The sequence below is a fragment of the Actinosynnema sp. CA-299493 genome, assembly GCF_050946825.1.
Lineage (GTDB): Bacteria > Actinomycetota > Actinomycetes > Mycobacteriales > Pseudonocardiaceae > Actinosynnema.
Genome location: NZ_CP191993.1, coordinates 635,037 through 660,577, shown reverse-complemented (window position 1 = coordinate 660,577; position 25,541 = coordinate 635,037). Strand labels below are relative to the sequence as shown.

General features: G+C 71.1%; 29 protein-coding genes and 1 tRNA gene. 12 read left to right on the top strand and 18 right to left on the bottom strand.

The window, feature by feature from the left end; translation table 11 throughout:
* Positions 1 to 328 precede the first annotated feature (328 nt).
* Complete coding sequence (locus ACQPYE_RS03300) at positions 329 to 976, bottom strand: response regulator (protein WP_053719266.1); 648 nt, start codon at positions 974 to 976, stop codon at positions 329 to 331.
* Positions 977 to 1,117: 141 nt separating this feature from the next.
* Entirely contained in the window at positions 1,118 to 1,756 is a 639-nt protein-coding gene (locus ACQPYE_RS03295; RefSeq protein WP_498719055.1) for a peptidoglycan recognition protein family protein, read from the bottom strand.
* Positions 1,757 to 1,901: 145 nt separating this feature from the next.
* Here ACQPYE_RS03295 and ACQPYE_RS03290 point away from each other — a divergent pair, with 145 nt between their 5' ends.
* Positions 1,902 to 5,171 (top strand): penicillin acylase family protein, encoded by a 3,270-nt coding sequence (locus ACQPYE_RS03290; RefSeq protein ID WP_498719054.1) that lies wholly within the window; start codon positions 1,902 to 1,904, stop codon positions 5,169 to 5,171.
* A gap of 174 nt (positions 5,172 to 5,345) precedes the next feature.
* Here the strand turns inward: ACQPYE_RS03290 and ACQPYE_RS03285 are convergent, their stop codons facing one another.
* Together ACQPYE_RS03285 and ACQPYE_RS03280 are read right to left on the bottom strand one after the other, a co-directional pair.
* The gene (locus ACQPYE_RS03285) at positions 5,346 to 6,092 is read right to left on the bottom strand and encodes an FkbM family methyltransferase (RefSeq protein WP_498719053.1); all 747 of its coding nucleotides are present in this window, start codon (positions 6,090 to 6,092) and stop codon (positions 5,346 to 5,348) included.
* Positions 6,093 to 6,110: 18 nt separating this feature from the next.
* Positions 6,111 to 6,965: a hypothetical protein gene (locus tag ACQPYE_RS03280; RefSeq protein WP_498719052.1), complete on the bottom strand. Its 855-nt coding sequence runs from the start codon at positions 6,963 to 6,965 to the stop codon at positions 6,111 to 6,113.
* 198 nt (positions 6,966 to 7,163) lie between these two features.
* Here ACQPYE_RS03280 and ACQPYE_RS03275 point away from each other — a divergent pair.
* A tRNA-Arg gene (locus tag ACQPYE_RS03275) sits at positions 7,164 to 7,236 on the top strand.
* Positions 7,237 to 7,312: 76 nt separating this feature from the next.
* Here ACQPYE_RS03275 and ACQPYE_RS03270 read toward each other — a convergent pair.
* Together ACQPYE_RS03270 and ACQPYE_RS03265 are read right to left on the bottom strand one after the other, a co-directional pair.
* Positions 7,313 to 7,684 carry a hypothetical protein gene (locus ACQPYE_RS03270; RefSeq protein WP_498719051.1) on the bottom strand — a complete coding sequence of 124 codons (372 nt, stop codon included), beginning with the start codon at positions 7,682 to 7,684 and terminating at the stop codon, positions 7,313 to 7,315.
* Between the two features lie 88 nt (positions 7,685 to 7,772).
* Positions 7,773 to 8,105: a helix-turn-helix domain-containing protein gene (locus ACQPYE_RS03265; RefSeq protein ID WP_498719050.1), complete on the bottom strand. Its 333-nt coding sequence runs from the start codon at positions 8,103 to 8,105 to the stop codon at positions 7,773 to 7,775.
* Between the two features lie 164 nt (positions 8,106 to 8,269).
* Here ACQPYE_RS03265 and ACQPYE_RS03260 point away from each other — a divergent pair, with 164 nt between their 5' ends.
* Positions 8,270 to 8,500, top strand: coding sequence for a transcriptional regulator (locus ACQPYE_RS03260; RefSeq protein WP_498722827.1), 231 nt, complete (start codon positions 8,270 to 8,272; stop codon positions 8,498 to 8,500).
* Between the two features lie 176 nt (positions 8,501 to 8,676).
* Complete coding sequence (locus ACQPYE_RS03255; protein WP_498719049.1) at positions 8,677 to 9,528, top strand: tetratricopeptide repeat protein; 852 nt, start codon at positions 8,677 to 8,679, stop codon at positions 9,526 to 9,528.
* Between the two features lie 182 nt (positions 9,529 to 9,710).
* Here the strand turns inward: ACQPYE_RS03255 and ACQPYE_RS03250 are convergent, their stop codons facing one another.
* Positions 9,711 to 10,889: a Fic family protein gene (locus tag ACQPYE_RS03250; protein WP_498719048.1), complete on the bottom strand. Its 1,179-nt coding sequence runs from the start codon at positions 10,887 to 10,889 to the stop codon at positions 9,711 to 9,713.
* Between the two features lie 431 nt (positions 10,890 to 11,320).
* Here ACQPYE_RS03250 and ACQPYE_RS03245 point away from each other — a divergent pair, with 431 nt between their 5' ends.
* From ACQPYE_RS03245 to ACQPYE_RS03220, 6 genes are read left to right on the top strand one after another with little or no spacing between them, the layout of a single operon-like run.
* On the top strand, positions 11,321 to 11,809 hold the full coding sequence (locus tag ACQPYE_RS03245; RefSeq protein ID WP_498719047.1) for a toxin-antitoxin system HicB family antitoxin: 489 nt from the start codon (positions 11,321 to 11,323) through the stop codon (positions 11,807 to 11,809).
* A gap of 59 nt (positions 11,810 to 11,868) precedes the next feature.
* The gene (locus ACQPYE_RS03240) at positions 11,869 to 12,708 is read left to right on the top strand and encodes a DUF4097 family beta strand repeat-containing protein (RefSeq protein ID WP_498719046.1); all 840 of its coding nucleotides are present in this window, start codon (positions 11,869 to 11,871) and stop codon (positions 12,706 to 12,708) included.
* A gap of 26 nt (positions 12,709 to 12,734) precedes the next feature.
* Complete coding sequence (locus tag ACQPYE_RS03235) at positions 12,735 to 13,919, top strand: cytochrome P450 (protein ID WP_498719045.1); 1,185 nt, start codon at positions 12,735 to 12,737, stop codon at positions 13,917 to 13,919.
* 22 nt (positions 13,920 to 13,941) lie between these two features.
* Positions 13,942 to 14,868 carry an ATP-binding cassette domain-containing protein gene (locus tag ACQPYE_RS03230; protein WP_498719044.1) on the top strand — a complete coding sequence of 309 codons (927 nt, stop codon included), beginning with the start codon at positions 13,942 to 13,944 and terminating at the stop codon, positions 14,866 to 14,868.
* A complete protein-coding gene (locus ACQPYE_RS03225) occupies positions 14,865 to 15,638 on the top strand; it encodes an ABC transporter permease (protein WP_498719043.1) in 774 nt (257 codons plus the stop codon). Before ACQPYE_RS03230 ends, ACQPYE_RS03225 begins: the two co-directional genes overlap by 4 nt.
* A gap of 25 nt (positions 15,639 to 15,663) precedes the next feature.
* Complete coding sequence (locus ACQPYE_RS03220; RefSeq protein WP_498719042.1) at positions 15,664 to 16,116, top strand: hypothetical protein; 453 nt, start codon at positions 15,664 to 15,666, stop codon at positions 16,114 to 16,116.
* 215 nt (positions 16,117 to 16,331) lie between these two features.
* On the opposite strand, the gene ACQPYE_RS03215 is transcribed toward ACQPYE_RS03220, so the two are convergent.
* Positions 16,332 to 16,874: a peroxiredoxin-like family protein gene (locus ACQPYE_RS03215; RefSeq protein ID WP_498719041.1), complete on the bottom strand. Its 543-nt coding sequence runs from the start codon at positions 16,872 to 16,874 to the stop codon at positions 16,332 to 16,334.
* Positions 16,875 to 16,948: 74 nt separating this feature from the next.
* Between ACQPYE_RS03215 and ACQPYE_RS03210 the strand changes: the two genes are divergently transcribed.
* A complete protein-coding gene (locus ACQPYE_RS03210) occupies positions 16,949 to 17,557 on the top strand; it encodes a TetR/AcrR family transcriptional regulator C-terminal domain-containing protein (RefSeq protein ID WP_498719040.1) in 609 nt (202 codons plus the stop codon).
* 216 nt (positions 17,558 to 17,773) lie between these two features.
* Here ACQPYE_RS03210 and ACQPYE_RS03205 read toward each other — a convergent pair whose 3' ends face one another.
* The 3 genes from ACQPYE_RS03205 to ACQPYE_RS03195 form a co-directional block, all read right to left on the bottom strand.
* The gene (locus ACQPYE_RS03205) at positions 17,774 to 18,085 is read right to left on the bottom strand and encodes a hypothetical protein (RefSeq protein ID WP_498719039.1); all 312 of its coding nucleotides are present in this window, start codon (positions 18,083 to 18,085) and stop codon (positions 17,774 to 17,776) included.
* A complete protein-coding gene (locus ACQPYE_RS03200; protein WP_498719038.1) occupies positions 18,069 to 18,308 on the bottom strand; it encodes a DUF397 domain-containing protein in 240 nt (79 codons plus the stop codon). Before ACQPYE_RS03200 ends, ACQPYE_RS03205 begins: the two co-directional genes overlap by 17 nt.
* A gap of 129 nt (positions 18,309 to 18,437) precedes the next feature.
* Positions 18,438 to 19,313, bottom strand: coding sequence for a Sco1979 family transcriptional regulator (locus ACQPYE_RS03195; protein WP_498719037.1), 876 nt, complete (start codon positions 19,311 to 19,313; stop codon positions 18,438 to 18,440).
* 213 nt (positions 19,314 to 19,526) lie between these two features.
* On the opposite strand from ACQPYE_RS03195, the gene ACQPYE_RS03190 reads away from it, so the two are divergent.
* Positions 19,527 to 20,360, top strand: a complete 834-nt coding sequence (locus tag ACQPYE_RS03190; RefSeq protein ID WP_498719036.1) for an SAM-dependent methyltransferase — start codon at positions 19,527 to 19,529, stop codon at positions 20,358 to 20,360.
* A 75-nt stretch (positions 20,361 to 20,435) separates the two neighbouring features.
* Here the strand turns inward: ACQPYE_RS03190 and ACQPYE_RS03185 are convergent, their stop codons facing one another.
* The 7 genes from ACQPYE_RS03185 to ACQPYE_RS03155 form a co-directional block, all read right to left on the bottom strand.
* On the bottom strand, positions 20,436 to 21,233 hold the full coding sequence (locus ACQPYE_RS03185) for an alpha/beta fold hydrolase (protein ID WP_498719035.1): 798 nt from the start codon (positions 21,231 to 21,233) through the stop codon (positions 20,436 to 20,438).
* A 15-nt stretch (positions 21,234 to 21,248) separates the two neighbouring features.
* On the bottom strand, positions 21,249 to 21,455 hold the full coding sequence (locus ACQPYE_RS03180; protein WP_498719034.1) for a hypothetical protein: 207 nt from the start codon (positions 21,453 to 21,455) through the stop codon (positions 21,249 to 21,251).
* Entirely contained in the window at positions 21,452 to 22,165 is a 714-nt protein-coding gene (locus tag ACQPYE_RS03175; RefSeq protein ID WP_498719033.1) for an SRPBCC family protein, read from the bottom strand. The genes ACQPYE_RS03180 and ACQPYE_RS03175 overlap by 4 nt, the downstream gene beginning before the upstream one ends.
* A 2-nt stretch (positions 22,166 to 22,167) precedes the next feature.
* Positions 22,168 to 22,752, bottom strand: coding sequence for an ArsR/SmtB family transcription factor (locus ACQPYE_RS03170; protein WP_498719032.1), 585 nt, complete (start codon positions 22,750 to 22,752; stop codon positions 22,168 to 22,170).
* Positions 22,753 to 22,952: 200 nt separating this feature from the next.
* Positions 22,953 to 23,441: a methylated-DNA--[protein]-cysteine S-methyltransferase gene (locus tag ACQPYE_RS03165; protein WP_498719031.1), complete on the bottom strand. Its 489-nt coding sequence runs from the start codon at positions 23,439 to 23,441 to the stop codon at positions 22,953 to 22,955.
* Positions 23,442 to 23,457: 16 nt separating this feature from the next.
* Positions 23,458 to 24,915, bottom strand: a complete 1,458-nt coding sequence (locus ACQPYE_RS03160) for a DNA-3-methyladenine glycosylase 2 family protein (protein ID WP_498719030.1) — start codon at positions 24,913 to 24,915, stop codon at positions 23,458 to 23,460.
* A gap of 137 nt (positions 24,916 to 25,052) precedes the next feature.
* On the bottom strand, positions 25,053 to 25,217 hold the full coding sequence (locus ACQPYE_RS03155) for a hypothetical protein (RefSeq protein ID WP_498719029.1): 165 nt from the start codon (positions 25,215 to 25,217) through the stop codon (positions 25,053 to 25,055).
* Positions 25,218 to 25,541 lie beyond the last annotated feature (324 nt).

Genomic DNA, 25,541 nt, shown 5'->3' with positions numbered 1-25,541 from the left:
CTCCGCCGCACCCCCGACACTCCCCACCACGGCCTCGCCGCACCCACCGCCGAGGCCCGATTTGACATGGGTTCGGGTGCTTTAGGCTGGTCGAAGCCGGCAGGCTTGGCGGGACGCTCTTCCCCGCCGGGCCTGCCGGCTTTGGCCTGCCTGGAGTGCCCGTAAGGGCCCCATGTCAAATCGAGCCGGCCCGCACCACCAACCACCGACCGTTCAACTCACCACCCCTGAACGTAGAACTCTCGTCCCACCAACGTAGGACTCTCGCGCCCCGAACGTAGGACTCACGAGCTCCGAACGTAGGACTCACGAGCCCCGAACGTAGGACTCACGCGATCAGGCCGCCCCTGAACGCCACCAGCGCCGCCTGAACCCGGTTCACCGCACCGATCTTGCCCAGCACCGACGACACGTACCCCTTGACCGTCGCCTCGGACAGGTGCAACGTCCCACCGATCTCCGCGTTCGACATGCCCTGTCCGATCAGGACCAACACCTCACGCTCCCGTTCGGACAACGAGGCCAGCAACCGCCGAGCGGGCTCAGCCGCCCGTTCACCGTCGGCGACCGCCGCCAGCACCCGCGCCGCCACACCGGGATCGAGCACCGCGCCACCCACCGCGAGGTCGCGCACCGCCCGCACCAGCTGCTCCGGCTCGGTGTCCTTGAGCAGGAAACCCGAAGCGCCCAACCGGAGCGCCTCCGAGACGTACTCGTCCACGTCGAACGTGGTCAGCATGGCGATCTTCGGCGGGTCCGGGATGGCGCGCAGCCTGCGCAGCGCCATCAACCCGTCGGACGACCGCATCCGGATGTCCAGCAGCACGACGTGCGGGCGGTGCCGGCGTGCCAGGTCGGCCACCAGGTGCCCGTCGTCACACTCGGCCACGACCTCCATGTCGCCGGCGCTGCTGAGGATCATGCGAAGGCCGGACCGGACGAGGTCTTCGTCATCGGCCAGCATCACCTTGATCACGACGCCTCCCCGCGTTGGCGTTTCGTGTTCGTACCCGCCCAGCCTCGTGCACGAACACGCAAGCTGACGTTAATTCCCCGTTATCTCACCACGGGAGGACGCGGGTTCAGCCTGTTCACAGTTGCCAGGAAATACCCGGGATCAGCTCAGGACCTGCGCGACTTCCTGGCGCAGGCGTGGCAGCAGGGCGTAGAGCTTGTCGCCCGGGCAGAGGGTGTCGCGGTAGTCCCGGTGGCCCTGGATCGCCGACGGCGGGATGCCGTACTGCTCGCACGTGTACACGCAGAACGACACCAGCGAGTCCCACTGCGACTTGGGCGGCTCCACGTCCATGTAGAGGCCTTCGTTCTCGATTCCGATGGCTGCGGTGTTCTGGCCGGGACAGTGCGCGCCGACCACGACCCGGTCACCGGCGCGCAAGGCCGCCAGGCTGCCGTGCCTGCCCTCCATGAGGAACCCGCCACGGCTGTTCGTGAAGTGCTGGCCGGAGTCGATCCAGCCGTTCGTGTCCATGTGGAGGTTCTGGATCCACCGGGCGTTGGCGTACGCCGCCGCCTGCGAGTAGTCGGTGACGTTCGCCGACGCGGTGTGGTGGACGAGGATCCGCACCGGCCGTTCGTTCACAACGGTCGTCGGCTGCGCCGGCGGCCTCGCGCCCCAGTCGGCGCAGCCGCGGATCGGCAGGACGGGTGAGCCGAGCGCCGGCGAGGAACCCAGACCAACGAGCACCCCCGCACCGGCGAGACCGGTGAGACCGGTGAGCAGCGAACGACGTCGCATCATGTGAACTGTTTTCCCAATACCTCATCACCGCGTCAAGTCCCCACACCCATCCGGCGCAGCCAAAACGCGAAGGTCTTTCGCGAATCTGTGACCAGCCAGTAACGTGCGTCACACGATCCCTGCCTGGAAGGAGCTTCGCGTCATGCGGAGAGCCGCCCGATCGCTAGCCGTGGTCGCACTCCTCGCCACCGCGACCATCACCGTCCCCACCACCTCCACCTCTGCCTCCACCTCTGCCTCCACCTCCACCGGAACCGCCTCCGCCTCCGCCGAAACCGCAGCCACCTCCACCGCCGGAACCGCAGCCACCGACGTCGGAACCACCGCGTTCACCCCTGACGACCACTGCCTCGGCCAGTGCCACGACGTGCTGCCACCCGGCCAGAACGGCAACGCCACCCTCGCCGAGATCCTGGCCCACCGCGCGCTCGGCACCCGTCCGGCGCACTCCGCCGACCAGCTCGGCCGCTACGACTCGCTCGTCTCCGGCTACGGCGGCCTGACCAACGAGCAGCTGGGCACGTTCTTCAACGACGCCTCCTTCGGCGTCCCGGCCGACCAGGTCGAGAGCACGATCAAGCCGCGCGCCGACGTCACGATCGTCCGCGACAAGGCCCTCGGCATGCCGCACATCTACGGGACGACCCGGTCCGGCACCGAGTTCGGCGCCGGTTACGCCGCCGCGCAGGACCGGCTCTGGCTGATGGACCTGTTCCGCCACCTCGGTCGCGGCCAGCTGTCCGGGTTCGCGGGCGGCGCGGAGGGCAACCGGGCGCTGGAGCAGAGCTTCTACAACCAGATCCCCTACACCGAGGCCGACCTCCAGGCGCAGATCGACCAAGTGGCCGCCCAGGGTCCGCGCGGGGCGCAGGCCTGGCAGGACGTCAAGGACTACATCGCGGGCATCAACGCCTACCTCACCACCTCCGTCGCCAACCGCACGTTCCCCGGCGAGTACGTGCTGACCGGGCACGCCGACGCGATCACCAACTGGAACGACATCAAGCCGTTCCAGCCGACCGACCTGGTCGCGATCGCCGCCGTCGTGGGCGGGCTGTTCGGCGCGGGCGGTGGCGGCGAGGTGCAGAACGCGCTGGTCAAGCTGGCCGCGCAGAACAAGTACGGCGCCACCGCCGGCGACCGGGTGTGGCGGTCGTTCCGCGAGCAGAACGACCCCGAAGCCGTGCTCACGCTGCACGACGGCCGGCGCTTCCCCTACGGCACGACCCCCGCCTCGCCCCAAGGCGTCGCGCTGCCCGACAACGGCGTCGTGACCCCCGAACCGATGGTCCACTCGCAGACCTCGACCGCACCCTCCACAGTGGACGTCCCACCCGACCTCAAGCCCCTCGAAGGCCTCTTCGCCGACGGCGTGCTCCCTCCCGACCTGCTCACCAAGAAGCACGGCATGTCCAACGCGCTGGTCGTCTCGGGCCGGCACACCGACACCGGCAACCCGATCGCCGTGTGGGGACCGCAGACCGGCTACTTCGCCCCGCAACTGCTGATGCTGCAAGAGCTGCACGGCCCCGGTCTGCGCGCTCGCGGCGTGTCGTTCGCCGGCGTCTCGATGTACGTGCAGCTCGGCCGCGGCGTCGACTACTCGTGGAGCGCGACCTCGGCCGGCCAGGACATCACCGACACCTACGCCGTCGAGCTCTGCGAGCCCTCCAACGGCACGTCCACCGCCGCGTCGCTCCACTACCTCTACCACGGCCAGTGCCTGCCGATGGAACGCCTGGAGCGCAAGAACGCCTGGAAGCCGACCGTGGCCGACCCGACACCCGCCGGCTCGTACTCGCTCGTCATGCACCGCACCAAGTACGGCCTGGTGCAGAGCCGCGCGCAGGTCGGCGGCAAGTTCGTCGCCTACACCTCGCTGCGCTCCACCTACCTGCACGAAGTCGACTCGATCATCGGCTTCCAGGAGTTCAACGACCCCGACGCGATCACGTCGGCCGCCGACTTCCAGCGCGCCGCCGAGCACGTCGGCTACGCGTTCAACTGGTTCTACGTGGACTCGCGCGACACCGCGTACTTCAACTCCGGCGCGAACCCCGTGCGCAAGGCGACCGTCGACCCGCACCTGCCGGTGAAGGCCGAGGCCGCGTACGAGTGGGACGGTTGGGACGCCGACCGCAACACGGCCGCGTACACGCCGTTCGCGCAGCACCCGAACTCGATCAACCAGGACTACTACATCAGCTGGAACAACAAGCAGTCGCTCGACTTCTCCGCGTCCGGCTACGGCATGGGCTCGGTGCACCGGGGCGACCTGCTGGACGACCGGGTGCGCGCCCTGATCGACCGCGGCAAGGTCACCCGCACCTCCCTCACCCAGGCCATGGCCGAAGCCGGCGTCGCCGACCTCCGCGCCGAACAGGTCCTGCCCGACCTCCTCCGCGTGATCGACACGGCGCCGGTCACCGACCCCGCCCTCGCCGCCACCGTGACCCGCCTCCGCGAGTGGCACCGCGCCGGCTCGCTGCGCAAGGAGACCTCGCGCGGCAGCAAGACCTACGCGCACGCGGACGCCATCCGGTTGCTCGACGCGTGGTGGCCGCGCCTGGTCGAGGCGCAGTTCAAGCCCGGCCTCGGCGACGTCCTCTACGGGCAGCTGACCCGTGCCGTCCAGATCGACGAACCACCGTCGGACACCCACGGCTCGGCTCCGCACAAGGGCTCGTCGTTCCAGAACGGCTGGTGGAGCTACGTCGACAAGGACCTGCGCGCCGTCCTCGGTGATCACGTGGACGGCGCCCTGGGCGCCCGCTACTGCGGCAACGGGAACGTGGCGGCCTGCCGCCAGGCGCTGCTCGACGCGCTGAACGCGGCGGCGGCGACCCCGGCGACCACCGTCTACCCCGGCGACGACTCGTGCGCGGCGGGTGACCAGTGGTGCGCCGACACCATCATCCACCGCGCCATGGGCGGCATCGCGCACGACAAGGCGCACTGGCAGAACCGGCCCACCTACCAGCAGGTCGTGCAGTTCCCGTCCCGCCGCGGCACGAGCCTGGCGAACCTCGCCGCCGGCGCCGCGGCCACCGCCAGCAGCTACGAGCGCGGCTGGTACAGCTCGCCGCCCTCGAACGCCGTGGACGGCAAGGCGGACACCCGCTGGGCCAGCGACTGGTCGGACCAGCAGTGGGTCCAGGTCGACCTGGGCGCGACGCGCACCGTCGGCCGGGTCGTGCTGTCGTGGGAAGCGGCTTATGCCAAGGCGTATCGCATAGAGCTGTCCGCCGACGGCAGCGCGTGGCGGACCGTCTACACGACTTCCGCAGGAGATGGTGGCCGGGATCTTGCGTCGTTCCCACCCGATGCGGCACGATTCGTACGAATGACGGGTATCCAACGGGCCACCGGTTACGGATACTCGATTTACGAACTTGAGGTCTACGTCCAGTAGACCGGCCCACAGGAAGACCCCGGTCCACCCCCAGGGACCGGGGTCTTCCGCTGTTCCGAGCTCGACCCCGCTCCACCTCGCCACCAGGCCCTACCAAGCCGCTGACATCCCGCTGACATCCCGCCGGCAGGACGGCTGCCCGGACGGCTGCCCGGAACACCGCTCCCGGAACGGCTAACGCGCCACGAACAGGTAGTTGCGCACGCGATCGTCGATCCGCTCGACCGGCCGCCAGGTGTTGCGGTGCCAGGCGTGCATCCGGTACCCGCGTTCGGCCAGCCAGTCCCGCACGTCGCACGCCCGGTACCCGAACCGCAGCACGTGCCGTTCCTCGATCTCCAGGAGAAGTTTCGGTCGAAACCTCTCGATCGTCTCCGCACCTCCTTGCAGCACGCGCAGTTCCGCGCCTTCCACGTCGGCCTTGACGAAGTCCAGCCGGCCGATGGCGTTGGCCGCGCAGAACCGGTCCAGCGTGTCCGTGCGCACCAGGACTTCGAGGTGCTCGGCGAACTCGGCGTTGGAGCCGAGGCCGTCCGCGCCCGAGGTGAGGAACGAACGGCCGGTGACCGGTGTGCCGTGCCGCACCGGGACGCTCATGACCTCACGACCCTCGCTCGCTCCCAACGCGACGGAGTGCCGGACCACGTTGCGGCTTTCGCGCGGGCGCAGCAGGTAGGACAGCGCGGGGTGGGCGAACACCAGCGGCTCGATGCTGTGCACTGTCCCTTGTGGACCGACCAGGCGGGACAGCGAGACGGTGTAGAGGCCGAGCGCGGCGCCGATGTCGACGCACACGTCCCCGGGCCGCACCACCTCGCGCAGGCCGATCAGCTCGGGTTCGACGAACGGCGTGAGCCGGGCGAGGACGCGCAACGCGCCGGCCACGGCCGCGCTGCGCGCCTCGGTCAGGTTGTGGGTCACGATCACCAGGTTAGGCAATCACGTCAGGGGCTTGGCGCCGTTCTGGTTCTGCTGCAGTTGAGCGGGCAGGCCGATCTGCTCGGCGAACTCCGCGGCGACCGTCGAGCCGCCGTAGATGCCGAGCGCCTTGGCCAGGTGGAGGCGGACGTCGGCGCGGTGCCCGTCCTCCAGGCGGGGCAGGGCGCTCTCGAAGGACGTGACGAGCGTGTCGGCCCAGTGCTGGTCGCGGCGCTGCGAGGCGATGCCGACGAGCTCGGCCAGGTGCCTGCTCAACTTCACCGCCTGCTCCACCTCGTAGCCGTTGCGGATGAGCCACCAGATCGTGGCACTGGACAGGTCGGTCAGCACCTCGTCGCGCAGGTACTTGATCTCGGCGCGCTCGGCGTCCCGTTCCGCCTGGCGCATCGTGGTGGTCTGGAGCAGTTCGATGTGCTTGCGCGCCATCGCCAGGTCGTGCTCGTCCACGGTCAGCTCGACCGCGTCCGCCCGGGCCCAGACGTGCGTGCCCTCGACCTGCCGCTCCGCCGCCAACTCCGCGCCGAGCTGGTGCTGCAACGGGGCGTGGTGGACGAGCATCGCGCGTTCGGTGAGGGCCTTGGCCCGGTGGATGACGTCGTTGACGGCCGCGCTGCGCGGCGCGTTGTGCCGTGCGCCCGTCGTCAGGTCCACGCGCCAGTGGATCGTCATCTTGGCGTGGAAGTCGAGCCCGTAGACGGCGCTGGGCAGCGGCGACTCGAACGGGTGTTGGTGGGAGGTCGAGGCCGGGACGAACGTGTACTGCTCGGCGTTGGGGCGGGCGCGGAGCCGCCGCCACCACGCGCCGACGGAGCCCAGGGGGCCGGGACGGAAGTCAGGCCAGGGTCGGCTGCTCATGGGATGGCTTTCGTCGGAGGGGGATATGGCCCCTCTGTACCTCACTGGACCGATGCGGAACAGATGAGGTCGCCCACTTCCCCCGTACAGCCGACCCGCCGGGCCCCACCCCCTAACCCAAGGTGCACGTCCCTAGGCCCACCGAGTGACAACCCACCACCGGAAGCCCGACCCCCGACCCGGTACGCTCACCACCGCGCCCTCGTAGCTCAGGGGATAGAGCATCGGTTTCCTAAACCGTGTGTCGCAGGTTCGAATCCTGCCGGGGGCACTCACCTTTCGCCGGGTGAATCAGGCCCTGAGCAGCGGAAACGCGCTCGGGGCCTGATCTTTTACCTCAGTCGCCGTCAGCCGGGACCCGCCGTTCGTCCAGGCTCCCACGAGCGCCAAGCGGTCACCGTGGAGCCGGGCTTCAGGTGGTCAGCGGGATGCGGTGGGAGGCGGGGGTCGGGGGGCCGATCTCCAGGCCGTTCTCGTCGAGCGCGTTGAACACGCACAGGTGGTCGCCGCCGAGCGTGGTTGATCTCGATCCGCTCGCCGTCGAAGTCGAGCAGGACCGGGCAGTCGGCCCACCACTCGTCCCGCTCCAGGTCCCAGACCAGCCACGCGTCGGTGAGCCGCCGACCCACCAGGGCGCGCATCCGCGCGGCGTGGCGCATGGCGTCGTCGAGGCCGTTGCCCCAGTCCGGCCGGTAGCCCTCGATCCCGAAGTCGAACACGCCCACATCCTGCCCGCGCGGACCGCGGCGGCCGAGTGGATCGGTCCGGCCGCCGCGGTCCGCTGCCGCCCGAGGTCGCCCGGACGGGTCAGGGGCGGTTCTGGAGGCGGCGGCCCAGTTCGGCCACCAGTTGCTGGTCCGTCAGCGCGGCCGGGTCGGGGCTGGAGACCCCTCGCAGGTCCGCCTCCTCCGGGAGGATCAGCTTCGCGGCCACCATGACTTCCAGCGGGCTCATGCCGAAGGCCTTGGCGACGACGCGGGCGGTGTCCAGGTTCGGGCGTTCGCCCTTCCTCCAGGCGGTCAGGCGGCTCCGGTCGAAGCCGGTCTTCTCGGTCAGTTCTCCGGTGCTCATCCCGCGGTCGTCCATCTGCTTCTGGACGAAGTCCGACCAGGACGAGTCCGCACTCTCGGCTTTGGTCACGCCGACATGGTACGTGCGCACACGCAACGTTGGTTGGGCACTCCCCCCAGGTAGCCCATGACCTGCATGTTGTCTGTACACAACATCAGTTGCGCATACAAAACAAACTGCCTAGCGTTGTGACCTCACAACATGCGTTGGGCGTGCACAACACGAGGCAGGCCATGCCGTACACGATCAAGCTCCGCACCGATGTCTTCAGGAAAGCCGCGCGGCTCGCCGGGTTCCGCTCGGACTACGCCCTGGCCAAGGCGATGGACGTCAACCGCTCCACCGTCGCGCGCGTCCTCGGTGGCGACCTCCAGCCCGGCCCGGCGTTCATCGGCGGCGCGGTGACGGCGCTCGCGCCGATGCAGTTCGAGGACCTCTTCGAGATCGCCCCCACCCAGCGGTGATGACGGTCCGTGGCGCCGGCGTCCCGCGCACGTGTGAACCGGTCCGCGGGTAGTCGGCCACTTCCAGCGGTGTGCGGACTCACCCGTTTGGTTGACACTCGTGATCAAGTGACGTCGCAGGGCGCTGAGAGCAGGGGTCGGTCCACCGACACGGGGACGCGGAAGGGTGGCACGAGGTGAGCGACGAGCCACGGCACGAGGTCGCGCGGTTGCGCGGGGAACTGCGGACCGCCGGGCACAACTGGTTCGACGCGCACCGGGACGAGCTGCTCGCCGCCCTGCGCGCCGCGCCGGCCGAACCGGAGGCCGCCGTCGCGCTGTTCGCCGACGTGTGGCCGGCGCTGCCCGCCGACGTGGACGAGGCGTGGGCGCGCGACCTGCTCGACCTCGGCGCCGAGCTCGCCGCCGCCCTGCCCACGTCGCTCTTGCTGGCCACCGGCTTCCGCCGTGCCGCGGTGCACTTACGCGGGCGAGGAGCGCTCCGCCTCGCCGCCGTCGCGGGGATGCGCGAGCTGGCCGTCCACCGCCTCCGCGACGACGACCCGGACGCCGCCGCGGGCGCGTTGCACGACCTGGCCGTCACCTACCGCGCCCAGGGCCGGCTGCACAAGGTCATCGGGTGCGCCGACGAGGTGCTGGAGCTGCACCTCCTGCACGACGACCGGCCCGGCGCCGCGCGGGCGCTGGCCCACCTCGGCGAGCTGATGATCGAGGTCGGCCGGCACGACTCCGCCGTCAAGTACCTGTCCCGGGCGGACAAGCTCTTCGAGGACCTCGCCGACCCCGCCGCCCGCGCGCGCGCCCTGTCCTCGCTCGGCCGGGCGCTGTGGCTGTCCGGCGACCGGGCCGTCGCGCACCGGCGGTTCAACCGCGCGCTCGCGCTGCTCATCGGGACCGACGACGACGCGGCGCAACGCGTGCGCGACCTGGTGGCCGAGCTGGAGTCAGTCGCGGAACCAGTGCAGCAGGGCCACGCCGACCTGGATCAGCAGGCCGACCACGAGGCGGACCCGCGGCAGGTTCCCTGAGCGGTGGCGCCGTCGGCGGCAGTGCTGCCTGAGACAGCCGGCGCGCCGGCAGCGGGAGGACGGTCGGTCGGGGGTTGCGTTCATCGGGGTCGTCGCGCTTCTTTCCGGGTCGTCGAACGGGGTCGGGCAGTGGTCGAGAGCGGTCGGGCGGTGGTCCGGGGTCGGGCGGTGGTCGAGAGCGGTCAGGCGGTGGTGTCGGGGTGGTCGGCCAGCAGGCGCAGCACGTCCCGGCACAGGAACACCCGGCGGTAGCCGAGGTACTCCCACGGGACGAGCACGCCCAGCTCGACCAGGCGGGAGGTGAGGTCGGTGGCGGCCTTCGGGGAGATGCCGTAACGCGCGCACAGCGACCGGTTGTCCACCGCGGGGAAGCCGATCAGCGCCGCCGCCACCCGGGGCAGCGTCCCCGTGCGGGGCAGCCGGGCGGTGTACTCGTCGTCCAACGCCTCCAGGTGGCCGATCAGCCGCAGCTGCGCCAGGGCCTGGTCGCGGACGGCGGTGGCGAAGAACTCGACCCAGCGGTCCACCCGGCCGGTGTCGACCACGGCGCGGATCTGCCACTGGTACTCGGCCAGCGCGGTGTCCAGCCACACGGACAGCGGCAGCACCTGGTCGCGCACCAGCCCGCACCGCACCATCTCCAACGTCGAGAACGTGCGCGCGACGTGCCCGTTGGCCGTGGGGAACGGTTGCAGCACCTCCAGCTGGTAGTGCGCGAGCGCGACCTTGGCGATCCTCGGCTGCTCGTCCTCCTCGCGCACCCAGGTCGACCACTGCTCCAGCAGCGCCACGAGGTGCGCGCCGGTCGCGGTCAGCAGGTAGGCCCGCGCGTCGCTGACGCCCAACCGGCCGGGCGCGTCGCGCAGCACGTCCGCCAGGCGGCGGCCGGGCTTGCCCCCGGTCATGATCGCGGCGACCTCGGCGACCAGCTCGGCGTCGACCGGGGCGCCGGCGCGGACCCGCGCCAGACCGTGGTCGCACGCTTGCAGGAACGGCGCCACCAGCTGGGTCGGCGCGGCGCTGTCCGTCGGCGGCGAGCCTTCCCGGGACGCCAGCAGGTCCGCCGCGAACGTCTCGCGCAGGCCGACCGCGACCCCGGACAGCCCGGCTGAGCTGTTCGCGTCGCGGACCTGCGTCGACCGGACGAGCGCGGGCCGCACGCCCAACCGGTGGACCGCCTCGTCCAGCCGACCGAGCGCGTGCTCGGCCTCGGCGCACCGGCGGTAGGTCGACACCGGCAGCGCCAGGTCCGAGGGCAGCGGCGGTGGCAGGTAGGCGCCTTCGCGCCGGAGTGCTTCGGGGATGCCGGGCAGCTCGGGCACCGGCGACCACTGCCCGTCAGGCAGAGGGCGGAAATCCATGGGCGGAAGACTGGCACGGCCACCGAGTCCTTGGCAAGCATTCTTGAATCGAAGTGAAGCCACCCCGCCCTTCACTACACATCGCAGCGGATAGCCCCGTTAGGCCATTCGAGTCACCGCCCCGGCGGAGGCCCGCAAAATTACGGCCAGATACCGAAGATCGCCACATTTCTGCTGCTCAAAGCCCGTATCAGCGCCATTTGATCACGAACGACGAAGATTCCACACGGCGGACCGCGAGCTGCGATATTCCACCTCAAGCGAACAACCAGGAAAATGATCACGGCAGCACATCACGTTCCGAAATGGACCACCGGTCTCGTCGAACCGCTATTTCATCCGATCGGGTGGGCAGCCACCCGGAACCGCCACCCAGTGCCGTGACACCACCGAGGCTTGCACTGGCACCACTGTGGTGCCATAGTGGTGCCATGGATCTGACGCCGTACGTCGACAACCTCCGCCGGGAGCTCGCCACCGCCGCCGAGGCAGGCGGCGCGGAGGCACGGGCGCTGGCCGAGCGACTCGTCGCCCCGCTGGAGTCGGCGGTGCGGTTGACGCTGCTGGAAGCCCTTTCCGTGGCCGTGGACGAGATCACGCGGGACCTCGCGCCGGGGTCGGTCGACGTGCGGCTGCGTGGCCGGGACCCCGAGTTCGTGGTGTCGGTGCCGGATGATGCCACGCTGAGCCAGGGTGGTGCCACGGAGCTGCCGCCGGTGGCGGCCGAGGAGGGCCCGGTCGCGCGGATCAACCTGCGGTTGCCCGAGCACCTGAAGCTGCGGGTCGAGGAGGCCGCCGCCCGCGAAGGCGTCTCGGTCAACGCCTGGCTGGTGCGGGCCGCCGCGGCCGGGCTCGGGCACGGCGGGCGGCCGACCGGCCGTTCCTCGTCCCGACAGAGCTACACCGGCTGGGTCCGCTAGCCGGCCCTGGCGCCGCTACCAGCACGAACACCGACCCGACCCACTCCAAGGGGAAAGCCATGCCTTCTTTCGCCACGCCCGGGACCATCACACTCGCCCTCGACGTCGTCGCCGGCAACGTCCTCATCGCCGCCTCCGACCGGGGCGACACCGTGGTCGAGGTCGACCCCGCCGACCCGGACAACACCAAGGACGTCGCCGCCGCCCAGGGCACCTCGGTCGACTTCGAAGCCGGCCGCCTCACCGTGAAGACACCCAGGTCGCGCAGCATCTTCGGCAAGACCGGCATGGTCGAGGTGGTGGTGCGGCTGCCCGCCGGCTCGAACGTCGTCGCGCACGGCTCGCTCGCCGACTTCCGCGCCGAGGGCGTGTTGGGCGAGTGCCGGTTCAAGACCTCGGCCGGGCACATCCGGCTCCAGGACACCGCCGCGCTCAAGGCCACCACCTCCCACGGCGACGTGGCGGTGGAGCAGGTCACCGGCCGCGCCGAGCTGTCGACCGGCTCCGGCGAGCTGCGCGTCGACCGGCTCGACGGCACCGGCACGGTGAAGAACTCCAACGGCGCGACCCGGATCGGCGAGGTCACCGGCGAGGTCCGGATCGGCGCCGCGAACGGCGACATCTTCGTCGGCCACGCCGGCGGGGACGTGCACGCCAAGACCGTCAACGGCCGCATCCGCCTCGACGAGGTCGTGCGCGGCTCCGTGGTGGTGGAGACGTCGGCCGGCGGGCTGGAGGTCGGCATCCGCGAGGGCACGGCCGCCTGGTTGGACGTGCGCGCGGTCGCCGGTCGCGTGCGCAACGAGCTGACCGGCGCCGACGCGCCGGGCGACACCGAGGAGCGGGTCGAGGTCCGCGCCCGGACCTCCCTGGGGGACATCGTCATCCACCGCTCGTAACCACAACACCATTGGGGGACAAGACAATGTGGGACACCAACCCGCAGCAGTTCTGGCTGCGCGGAGAACGACCCGGCAACGCCGTCGAGTACGACGAGCAGCTCGGCTTCTGGAACGTCTACGGCCACCCCGAGTCCGTCGAGGTCCTCGGCGACTGGGCCCGGTTCTCGTCCGACACCACGCGGCTGCTCCCGGCCACCGACGAGTCGCTGACCGAGGGCAACATCATCCAGCTCGACCCGCCGGCGCACCAGAAGCTGCGCCGCCTGGTCGGCCACGCGTTCACGCCCAAGGTCGTGGCCGACCTCGGCACGCGCATCACCGAGCTCACCGGCGAACTGCTCGACGACGTCACCGGCGACGAGTTCGAGCTGGTCCGCGACCTGGCCTACCCACTGCCGGTGATCGTGATCGCCGAACTGCTGGGCGTGCCGAGCAGCGACCGCGGCCTGTTCAAGGTGTGGGTCGACAAGATGTTCGAGAGCACCAACCAGTTCTCCCTCAAGGACGACGAGGCCACGCAGGAGCAAGGGCTGCGCGACAGCGTCGACGCCATCCGGCCGCTGATGGACTACCTGGGCGAGCACGCCGCGCAGTGCCGCCGCACGCCGCGACCCGGCCTGCTCAACGACCTCGTCCAGGCCGAAGTGGACGGTGAGCGCCTGACCGACGCGCAGGTGGTGAACTTCGCGGCCGTCCTGCTGGTGGCGGGCCACATCACCACCACCATGCTGCTCGGCAACACCGTGCTGGCCCTGGACGCCCACCCGGACCAGTTCGCGGCGGTCCGCCGCGACCGCGCGCTGATCCCGTCCGCCATCGAGGAGTCGCTGAGGTTCCTCACGCCGTTCGCGGCGGTCGCGCGGGTCACCAACCGACCGGAGACGCTCGGCGGCGTCGAGATCCCCGCCGACCAGATGCTGCTGCTGTGGGTCGGCGCGGCCAACCGGGACCCGCGCCGGTTCGCGAACCCTGATGTCTTCGACGTCACCCGTGACCCCAACCCGCACCTGGGCTTCGGCCGCGGCATCCACTTCTGCCTCGGCGCGCCGCTGGCCCGGCTGGAGGGACGGCTCGCGCTGGAGGTCCTGTTCGACCGCTTCCCGCGCCTGCGCACGGACCCCGACCGGCGGCCGGTGTTCATGCCGTCGCCGAACCTCACCGGCGTGCAGTCCCTGCCGCTGCTCACCGACCAGCCGCTGACCGACTGACCGACTGACCGAGGAGCCACCCATGGCGATCACCGCCACCGGTCTGCGCAAGTCCTACGGTGACCACGTCGTGCTCGACGGCCTCGACCTGCGGGTCGAGCCCGGCACGGTGTTCGCCCTGCTCGGGCCCAACGGCGCGGGCAAGACCACGACCGTGCAGATCCTGTCCACGCTCATCACCCCCGACGGCGGCCGGGCGGAGGTCGCGGGCCACGACGTCGCCCGCGACCCGGCCCGCGTCCGCGAGGCCATCGGCGTCACCGGCCAGTTCTCCGCCGTCGACAACCTGCTCACCGGCGAGGAGAACCTCCGGCTCATGGCCGACCTCGCCCACCTGGACCGCCGGGACGGACGCCGCCGCACCGCGCGGCTGCTGGAGCGGTTCGACCTCGTCGAGGCCGCGAAGAAGCCCGCGGGAACCTACTCCGGCGGTATGCGCCGACGCCTGGACCTGGCGATGACGCTGGTCGGCGAGCCGGAGCTGATCTTCCTGGACGAGCCGACCACCGGCCTCGACCCGCGCAGCAGGCACGCCATGTGGCAGGTCATCCGCGGCCTGGTCGCGAACGGCGTCACGATCTTCCTCACCACCCAGCACCTGGCGGAGGCCGACGAGCTGGCGGACCGGATCGCCGTGCTCAACGGCGGCCGGCTGGTCGCCGAGGGCACCGCGGCCGAGCTGAAGCGACTGATCCCGGGCGGGCACGTGCGGTTGCGCTTCGCCGACGCGCGCACGCTCGACCTCGCCGCCGAGGCGCTCGACGGCTCCTCCCGCGACGACGAGGGCCTGACCCTCGACGTGCCCGGTGACGGTGGCGTGCACCAGTTGCGGGCCCTGCTCGACCGGTTGGACGACGCCGCGGTCGACGTGCAGGACCTGTCCGTGCACACGCCGGACCTCGACGACGTCTTCTTCGCCCTGACCACGGAGAGGACCGCGCGGCGATGAGCACCACGGCCATCCGCGACACGACGACCATGCTGCGCCGCAACCTGCGGCACGTGCAGCGCTTCCCGATGATGTCGATCGGCACGATCGGCATGCCGGTGGTGATGATGCTGCTGTTCGTGCACGTGTTCGGCGGCTCGCTCGACACCACGATCCCCGGCGGCGCGTCCTACGTGGACTACCTGGTGCCCGGCATCCTGGTGATGGCCGTCGGCGCCGGGGCCGCGTGGACGTCGGTGAACATCAACACCGACATGGGCGAGGGCATCATCGCCCGGTTCCGCACCATGGCCATCTCGCGCTACTCGGTGCTGACCGGGCAGGCGCTGAGCAGCCTGCTCAACACCGTCCTCAGCCTGGCGCTGGTGATCGGCGTGGCGGTGCTCAACGGGTTCCGCCCGTCGGCCGGCCTCGCCGACTGGGTCGCCGCGGCCGGGCTGCTGCTGCTCGTCGCGTTCGCGTTCACCTGGCTGGGGATCGCCTTCGGCATGGGCGCGAAGACGGTCGCCGGCGCCAACAGCTCCGCGCTGCCGCTGCAGTTCCTGCCGTTCGTCAGCAGCGCGTTCGTGCCGACCGACTCGATGTCGAGCGGGTTGGCCTGGTTCGCCGAGCACCAGCCGTTCACACCGGTCACCGACACCCTGCGCGGACTGCTCATCGGCACGCCGATCGGTGGCAGCGGGTACTGGGCGGTCGGCTGGTGCCTCGTCCTCAGCGCCGTCGGCTACGCCAGGGCGCGGGTCCTGTTCGACCGCGACCCCTCCCGCTGAGCTGCGCGGACGCTGGGATCGCCCGGTGCGACCACTGGCTCCGGGAGTCCACCAGCTGCTCGGCCGTCCTCCACACGTGGTCAACGCCTACCCGGTGGAGGACGTACTCGTGGACGCCGGGACGCCGTCGGCCCGCAAGCGGCTCGACCAGGGCCCGGTGCAGCTGGTCTACGGGCGCTACGCCCCCGGCCCCCGCGCCGGGAGCCTGGAGAGCACCGGCGGGCACATCGTCACCGCGGTGTCGGCGAAGGGCTCGTTCGACGGCGGCACCGTGCAGCTCAAGCCGGCCGACCCGGGCCGCGCCCTGGACCACGGCCAGGACGACTACCTCCACCACCAGTCCGCCTACGAGTCGCTCGACGTGACGTTGGAGCGCAAGACGGTCGTGGAGCACATCGCGGCCAAGGACGACGCGAACACGCCGGCCGACGAGAGCCTGCTGCCGGCTCCTACCGCAACGTGGTGCGGTGGGAGCTGACCGGGCCGCGCTACGTCAGCACCAAGACCCGCCGGCTGGTGGAGGGCTTCAACTGGTTCGTGATGTCTCGGCCGGTGGGCTGATCGACGCACGCCGAAGGGCCGTGAGACCCCGCCTCGACAAGAGGCGGGGTCTCGCCGCGCACTCCGTGCACCGCACGTTGTGTCGAACGCCTGTTCGAGCCGTCCACAGCTGGGGACAACCCTGTGGACAACTCAGTCCTTGCTGGTCAGCGCCTGTGCACGGGCGAGCAGTTCGTCCACCGACCACTGGTCGTAGGCGTGTTGTCCACGCTTCTCCGCGACCACCGTGCCGTCCGGCGCGATGAGGAAGTCGGCGGGCAGGCCGAGCCGCCCGCCTGCCGGCTCGGGCAGCGGACGGCGACCGCGCAGCACCGGACCGAGGTCCCGCACGACGCCGCGCACGATCGCGCCCCACGCGCGCGGGTCGAGCACCGAACGCGGCGCGGACCCGACGCCGAACTCCGCGTACAGCCGCTTCTCCGGATCGCCGACCACGGCGAACGGCAGGTCGACGGCGTGCGGGCGCAGCTCGTCCGCCGAGGAGTGGAACACGACCACCTCGGTGATGCCGCGCGCGGTGATCTCGTCGTGCCGCCGCACGATCGACCGCAGGTGCAGGTTGCACACCGGGCAGCCGGCGAAGCGGCGGAACTGCAGGTGGACCAGGGTGCGCGGATCGGGCACCCGCACCGTGCCACCGAGCACGGCTTCCCACTCACGTGCGCCGACCTTCACGACATCCCCCTCATCGTAAGCGTGCACTGTACGCCTACCCAAGTTATGCGCGTAACTTGTACGCTGTCAAGGCCATGCCACGTCCGAAGTCGCTGACGAAGTCCGCGCTCGCCGCCGCCACGCTCGCCGTCCTCGACCGGGACGGGCTGGCGGCGCTGTCGATGCGCTCCGTCGCCGCCGAGCTGGGCATGGGCACGATGTCGCTGTACCGGTACGTCGCCGACCGGGACGAGCTGGAAGCCCTCGCGGTCGAGCAGGCGATGTCCGGAGTGGACACCGTGCCACCGAAGGCGTTGTGGGACAAGCAGATCGCCGTCCTGGTCGAACGGGTCCGCGTCGCCATCGCCGCACACCCCGACGTCGTGCCGCTCACGATGGCGCACCGGCACCGCTGCCCGAGCCTGCTGCGCTGGGCGGAAGCCGTGCTGGAGGTGCTGACCAAGGCCGGGTTCACCGGGGAGCAGCGGGTCTTCGCCTTGCGCGCGCTGCTGAGCTACCTCATCGGCGCGACCGAGACCGAGCACCGCAGCCCGCTGTCGGGCATGGGCACCGACGCGTTGGCCGCGATGGGCGAGCACTTCCCGTTGCTGGCCGACACCGCCGCCACCGCGCGGACGATCCCGCCGGAGATCGAGTTCCGCCGCGGCCTGGACGTGGTGCTGAGCGGCCTGCGCCGCCCCTGAAACGCTGCCGCACCAGGGATGCGGCCGGTGCGGAGGCCGAAGCCGACCTCGGCCCCCGCACCTAACGCGACGAACACGGAGTTGCGCTCCGAGCGTGGTGTCGACGCCTCTTTCCGGCGCGGAGTCGACTCCCGCTGCGTCTCCAGGTCAGGTTCGCCGGTGAGAGGGCTCTCCCCTCTCGTCCCGTCCACCACCGCGGATGTGGACGGGAAGACTTCAGGCGGTCAGCTCGTCCTCGTCCGGCAGGTCGAGCAGTTGTTCGAGCACGTGCGTGGCCGGGCCGCGACGGCGCCACGAGAAGCGGCTGGGAGACAGGACGTTCACCTCGTCCGCGGGCATCCGCATGGCCACCGCGTCGTCCTCGGTGTGCAGGCGCACCACGTCGATCACCGCGTCGTGCGCCCGAACACCCACCACCGCCGCCAGTTCTCCCCTGGCGTCGCGCGGGTGGAGGAACTGGAACCCGCGCGCGATCAGCTCGCGGAGCTGGAACGTCGTCCGCGAGGGCTGGTCAGTCGACGAGGTCATCGAACTCCCCGTCCCGGGCCCCGGCCAGGAAGGCGGCCATCTCCGCTCGCGTGTAGACGAGCGCGGGGCCTTCGGGGAACCGGGAGTTGCGCATCGCGATCTCGCCGCCGTCGACGACGGCGAACTCGACGCAGTTGCCGATCGCGTCGCTGTAGGAGCTCTTGGTCCACGTGACGCCGGTCAGGTCGGTCGCGGACATGCCGTTGTGCACCTTGGTGGCCATCGACTCACCTTCCAAGCCAGAGATGCATCTGCACGTGCATCCGGTTGTGCACGGACCGTAGCACCGGCCGGTGCACGGGTAAATGCACGTGCAGATGCGGAGCGTGAACTCCACCCGGTCGGACGACAGCTAGAGCTCGGCCCGCCGTTTGGCGAGCATCTGCCGGCTGCGGTCCGGTGTCTCCGCGTCCACCGTGAGCCGGTCGAAGACCCGGCTGTAGATCTCCAGCTCTTCGAGTTTGTCCAGGTAGAGGGCACCGGCGAGGTGTTCGAGGTACACGATGTCCGGCAGGTCGGGCTCGCCGAACCGGAGCATCGCGAAGGGCCCCTTCGCTGCGTAACCGGCCCACGGGAACGGCACGATCTGCAGAGTGACCGGACCGTCCTTCGTCACGCTCAGCAAGTGTTCCAGCTGGTTGACCAGGACCTCACGGCCGCCGATGGCCCGGTGGAGCACCGATTCGTCGATCACCGCCCACACCCTCGGGGCGCCCGGCCGGGTCAGGATCTTCTGCCGCTGCATCCGCAGCGACACCCGCCGCCGCACCTCGGGCGTCACCAGCTCCGGCCGGCCGTGGCTCGCGATGGCCGTCGCGTAGTCCTCGGTCTGGAGCAGGCCGGGCACGAACTGGGTCTCGTAGATCAGGATCCGCGCCGCCGCCTCCTCCAGGCCCACGTAGTCGTGGAACCAGTCGGGCATCAGGTCGGTGAAGCGGTTCCACCAGCCCGGCTCGTTGGACCGGCGGACCATGTCGAGGAACTTCTCCCGCTCGCCCGCGTCGTCGACCCCGTACATGGTCAGCAGGTCGTTCACGTCGCGCGGTTTCAGGCCGACGCGCCCGAGCTCCATCCGGCTGATCTTCGACTCCGAGCCGCGGATGGCGTAGCCCGCGTCCGCCCGGCTGATCTCGGCGGCCTCGCGCAGGCGGCGCAGCTGGGCGCCGAGCACGATGCGCAACGCGGTCGGTCCGCTCTCCCGCTCCGGCGTGGACTCGCCAGTCGCCATCGCCGTTCCTCCCGCCCGTCGTGCCCGTCCCACCCGAACAGCGGTTGCGCCCGAGGAGGGCCGACTCGCATCGTCACTGAACGTACACCCATGATCCTGCCCGGTCAGATGCACGAGGCTCACTCACGCGTTGGGCCCATACCCTTACGCTGACCGGACTGTGACGCGGTGCACACAACATCACTCCCATCCCCGTAATGCGAGGTCACACACATGCCGGGTTCGTCCTCGGACGCCGCCGCCCCCGTCTACATCGACACCACCAAGGCCAGCATCGCCAGGGTCTACGACGCGTTCCTCAACGGCAAGGACAACTACGAGATCGACCGCGAGGTGCTGCGGCGCGTGCAGCAGATCGCGCCCGAGGCGGCCACCCTCGCGGTGGACAACCGCGGCTTCCTGATCCGCGCCACCAGGTTCGTCGCGAGCCAGACGGGCATCGACCAGTTCCTCGACTGCGGGTCCGGGCTGCCCACCGCCGAGAACACCCACCAGGTGGCCCAGCGGATCAACCCGGATGCCCGAGTCGTCTACGTCGACAACGACCCGGTGGTGCTGGCGCACGGACGCGCGCTGCTGGAGGAGAACGACCAGACGCACTTCTCGGCCGCCGACATCTTCAAGCCGCAGGAGATCCTCAACGACGAGGTCGTGCGCAAGCACATCGACTTCACCGAGCCGGTGGCGCTGTTCCAGATGGGCACGCTGCACCACTACAACGGCGACACGCCCTCGTCGGCCGAGATCATGGCCGAGTACATCGAGGCCCTGCCGTCCGGCTCCTACGTGGCGATCTCGCACTTCCTCGACCCCGAGACCGAGGAGCACTCCGCCATCGCGCGGCGCATGGAGCAGACGTTCCTGCACTCGCCGATGGGCAGCGGCCGGTTCATCACCAGGAGTGAGATGCGCGAGCTGTTCCACGGCCTGGAGCTGGTCGAGCCGGGGCTGGTCATCTGCGCGGACTGGTGGCCGGACGGGCCGCGGCTCAAGGAGCTCGACTCGGTGAGCTACTGCATCGCGGGCGCGGTGGGCCGCAAGCCCTGAAGCCGTCGCGCGCGACGGTGGTGGACGGGGCGGTCCCCCGCCCACCACCAGGTTTCGGCCGCGTGCTCAGCGTGCTCAGCGGGTGAAGAAGTCGACGAGGACCGGGACCGTCGCCTTGGCCTTGACCATGTGGGTCTGTCCGGGCAGGACGGTCAGCTCGCCGTGCGGCAGGGCCGACGCCAGGTGCCGCTGCGCGTTGCGCAGGTAGTCCGGGCTCTTCCCGCCGGCGATCACCAGGGCGGGCGCCGTCGCGCCGGACCACCGGCCGGCGGGCGGCGGCGTGCCCCGCTGGAACTCGCCGACCAGCGCGAAGTCGTTCGGCAACGTGTGCGCGACGGCCTTGATCCTCTTCCACACCGGCAGGAGCGGCATGATCGCGACGAACAGGCCCGGCGTGCCGACGTACCGCATGAACAGCTTGACCGCGTCGCCCCGGCGTCCCTCGCCGACCGCGCGCTCCACCCGTCGCGGCAGGTCGTCGGCCATCGGCTCGCGGGTGCCGTCGACGACCATCGGCGACTCGTAGATCGCGATCCGCTCGGCGGCGACGCCCCGGTGCGCGGCCTCGGCGACCAGCGTGCCGCCCGAGGACATGCCGAACAGGCGCGCCGACCCGCCCGCCTCCTCGATCAGCGCGGCGATGTCCTCGACCTCGCGCCCGACGTTGTGCGGCGCGGTGCCGCCGCCGCTCTCGCCCCGGCCGCGCCGGTCGTAGGTGTAGACGGTGAAGTGCTCGGACAACGCCTCGGCCAGGTTCGCGGCCGGGCCGAAGGCGCGGTAGCACATCGCGCCGTCCACGATGATCAACGCCGGTCCGGACCCGATGCGCGTGAAGCCGATCGCGGTGCCGTCCTTGGAAACGACCTGTCCCATGATGTGCCCTGTCCTTCAGATCTCGGAGCGCGGCTTCGCCGCGATGGCGGACGCCCACGACCACCCGGCGACCGCGCCGCCGTACCGCGGGACCGTGCCCGACGCGGCGCCCGGGAAGGGCAGCGGCGTCGGCGGCAGCACGCCCGCGGCCACGTTCTCGCGGGCGCCGTTCTCGCCGGTGTCCTGTCGGCGCGGGGTGTCCTGTCGGCGCGGGGTGGTCACGCCAGGTCTCCCAGCCAGGCCGACCAGGTCCGCTCGTCGCGGTGGTCGTCGGCGAACACGTGGTGCATGGCGATCAGGGCGCCGGGCCGTCCCTGGAAGAAGCGGTACATCGCGTGCTCCGTGCGGATGCCGACGGTCTGGGCGTTGGCGAAGTAGACGACGCCGCCGTCCAGGTCGACGCGGTCCCCGGTCTTCGGCGCGCGGTCCAGGCCGAGCTCGCGGCCGAGGGCCACCCACAGCGCGGGCCAGTCGGCGATGGCCGGTCCGACGACGGTGACGGGGCGGGCGGCGCGGCCGGCGAAGTGGCGCAGGTAGGTGACGAGGGTCTGCCAGAACATCTCGCCGCCCGCCGTCATGGCCTCGAACTCGTCCTCCCAGTCGTCGCCGGGCAGGAAGCCGGCGGCGACCATGCGCAGGACCGTGCTGCCGTGCTCGCGGCCCTCGACCAGGAACTCGTAGGCGATGAACCGGCCGTCGGGGGCCTTCTCGCCGCCGTAGGCCAGGTGCTTGCCGGGTTCCCAGGCGGTGATCCGGTGGGTCGGCTCGTAGCCGCCGAAGCAGACCTGCCTGATCGCGGCGCCGGGGTCGACCTCGTTGGCGCCCATGAACCAGGAGTCGAGGCCGGGGCCGGTGGCGATGGCCTCCCAGACCTGGTCCGGCGTGACGCCGGCCAGCTCGACCTCGTTGACGCCTTCGAACGCGTGACCCATCGTCATTCCTTCGGGATGCTGGGGTGGACGGCGACGACGACGCGGTGCGCGCGTCCGCCGGGTGCGGCTTCGTCGTGGTACTTGGCGACCAGGGTCGTGACGGCGGTGGCCAGCTCTTCGGCGAACGCCGCGCGGTCGGCGGCGGTGGCGAAGCGGATCTCGCCGTCCAGCGCGAAGGTGGCGACCTTCTTGTCCGCCTTGGCGGCGCCGGTGAGGAGGTTGCCGACGTCGCGGACCAGCCGTGCGGCGACGGCCAGGAGCCAGCGGGCCGACAGTCGGTCCGGCGCGCGTTCCGGGTCGGGTTGGACGGCGGCGAGCGCCGTGGGCGAGATGACGTAGGACGCGGCGGTGGCGCGCATGATCCGTTCGGTCATGTTGCCCTTGCGGCGTTCCTCGGCCAGCTCCACCAGCCCGTGCTGCTCCAGGGTGCGCAGGTGGTAGTTGACCTTCTGCCGGGGCAGGCCGACCCTGGCCGCCAGCATGGTCGCCGAGCTCGGCTCGGCCAGCTCGGCCAGCAACCTCGCCCGCACCGGGTCCAACGAGACCTCGGCCGTCGCCGGGTCCTCGATCACTGCCACGTCAAGCATGGGGAAACCCTCTCACCGACAACTTCCCCCGTCAAGACAAAAAACCTTGTCGGCGCGAGAGTCCTACCTCCACAGCGCGAGAGTCCTACGTTCAGGACCCGTGAGTTCAACGCTCAGGCACTCGGCCGTTCGTCGTGAGCGTTGAACTCGGGGTGCGTGAACGTAGGACTCTCGGCGCTTGAACGTAGGACTCTCGCGGGTTAGAAGAGGGTGGGGTGGTGGTGGGACAGTTCGTGGGTGAGGAGGTGGCGCTTGCGGGGGAGGCCGCCGCCGTAGCCGGTCAGGTCGCCGTTCGCGCCGACGACGCGGTGGCACGGCACGATGATGCCGATCGGGTTGCGGCCGTTGGCCAGGCCGACCGCCCGCGCGGCCGACGGCCGGCCGAGCCGCTGCGCCAGCTCCCCGTACGTCACGGTCCCGCCGTACGGGATCTCGGCCAACGCCCGCCACACGGTCCGCTGGAACGGCGTCCCGATCGGGTCCAACGGCAGGTCGAACGCCGTGCGCGTGCCCTCGAAGTACTCGGCCAGCTGCACGACCACGTCCCCGAACGGCGAGGCGTCCTCGGGGCCGAACTCGTCGTCGGCCGGCCGGTGTCGCTGCCCGGTCATGTACAGCCCCGACAGCGCGCCGTCGTGCGCGACCAGCGTGAGCGGTCCGACGGGGCTGTCGACGGTGGTGTGGCTCATCGGGAGGGGAGTCCTTTCACGCGGGCAGCCGGTTGACCGCGTGGTCACCGGTGGCCCAGAGGTGCTGGACGGCGTAGGCGCGCCAAGGGCGCCACGCCTGGGCTCGCCGCACGAGGGCGGCGGGTGTGCCGGGCAGGCCGAGGGCGCGGGCGGCGGCGCGGATGCCCAGGTCGGTCGGGATGAACGCGTCCGGGTCGCCGAGCGCCCGCATCGCGATCACCTCGACCGTCCACGGCCCGAACCCGGGCAGCGCCAGCAGGTCGGCCCGCGCCTTCGCCCAGTCCGCGCCGACGCCCAGGTCGAGCGAGCCGTCGGCCAACGCCTCCACCAGCGCGCGGAACGCGTTCTTGCGCGCCTGCGGCACCGCCAGCGCGGCGGGGTCCAGCGCGGCCAGCGCCGACGGCGTCGGGAACAGGTGCGTCAGCCCGCCGTCCGCGATCGGCTCGCCCGCCGCGCGCACCAGCCGACCGGCGTGCGTGCGGGCGGCGGCCGTGGACACCTGCTGCCCGAGCACGGCCCGCACCGCGAACTCGGCGGCGTCCACGGTGCCCGGCACGCGCCGTCCCGGAGCCGCGTCGACCAGGGGCGCGAGCAGCGGGTCCGAGCGCAGCTGCTCGTCCACCGCGACCGGGTCGGCGTCGAGGTCCAGCATCCGGCGGCACCGGGCGATGGCGATCGACAGGTCGCGCAGGTCGCTCAGCACCAGCTTGCACGCCACGTGGTCGTCCTGCGGCGCCAACGACACCACGCCGTGACCGCGCGGCAGCCGCAGCGTCCGCCGGTACGCGCCGTCACGCCACTCCTCCACCCCCGGCACGCCGGTCGCGGCGAGGTGGCCGAACAGGTTGTCCGGCCGCAGCGGCGCGCGGAACGGCAGCCGCAGCGACAGCACGCCCGACGTGTCCGGCGCGGGACGACGGCGCAGGCGCAGGTCGGTCGGCGACAGCGCGAACACCTCGCGCACCGTCTCGTTGAACGCACGGACGCTGGCGAACCCGGCCGCGAGCGCGACCTCGACCATCGGCAGCGCGGTCGTCTCGATGAGCAGCCGGGCGGTCTGCGCGCGTTGCGCCCTGGCCAACGCCAACGGCCCCGCGCCGAGCTCGGCCAGCAGCAGCCGCTCGACCTGCCGCACGCTGTAGCCGAGGCGGCCGGCGAGGCCCGGGACGCCGTCCCGGTCCACCACGCCGTCGGCGATCAACCGCATCGCCTTCGCCACCGAGTCGGCCCGGTGGTTCCACCGGGGCGAACCCGGCGACGCGTCGGGCCGGCACCTCTTGCACGCCCGGAATCCCGCTTGTTGGGCCGCCGCCGCACTCGGGTAGAACCGCATGTTCTCGACCTTGGGCGGCGCTACCGGACAACTCGGCCGACAATAGATCCGGGTGGTCAGGACCGCGGTGAAGAACCACCCGTCGAACCGGGCGTCTTTCGACCGCACGGCTCGGGCACAACGTTCCGCGTCTTCGTGCACGGCACCAGCATCGGTCAACGCGAGGGCCGGTGGCCGGCGGAAATGCGACATGGCGGAAAACGCCACCGGGCCGGTGGCGCCGCACCGCGCTGTGCGACGCTCCCGGAGGGCGATGACGCCCTGCGGCCGGACACCGACTAGCTGTGCGCCGGGGCGGCGAGCCGGGCCAGGAGGTCCAGTCCCACCTCGGCCCGGTCGCGACCGTGCGCGTCGAGCACCGTCCTCAGGATCGGGCAGACCCGTGCTTCACCGGGGATGCCCCGGTCCTCACGGGCCGTGACCGGTGGACCAGTGGTCCGCACCGGGTCAACTCCGGTCCGCATGGCAGGTCGCCGCACCGTTCCACCGACCTGGTCGGTCTGGTGCACATCGCTGAGAAGACCCCCAGGACCCCTCAGCGACGAACGAGCTGCCACTCGCGGTAGTTGCCTGCGAAACCACTTTGACCGGTCCCTTCGCACAACTTGTCGACGTCACCGGAACGTCCCGGTCAGCTTGTCAGCGGAAGTCGTTAGGGTGGACCGAGAAGAGCACCACCGGTCGACAAACGACCAGTTCACGCGCTCACACCCGGTTTTCCGGTCCGGAACACCGGACCTCTAGGAGGCACGCCGCGGATGGCTGGT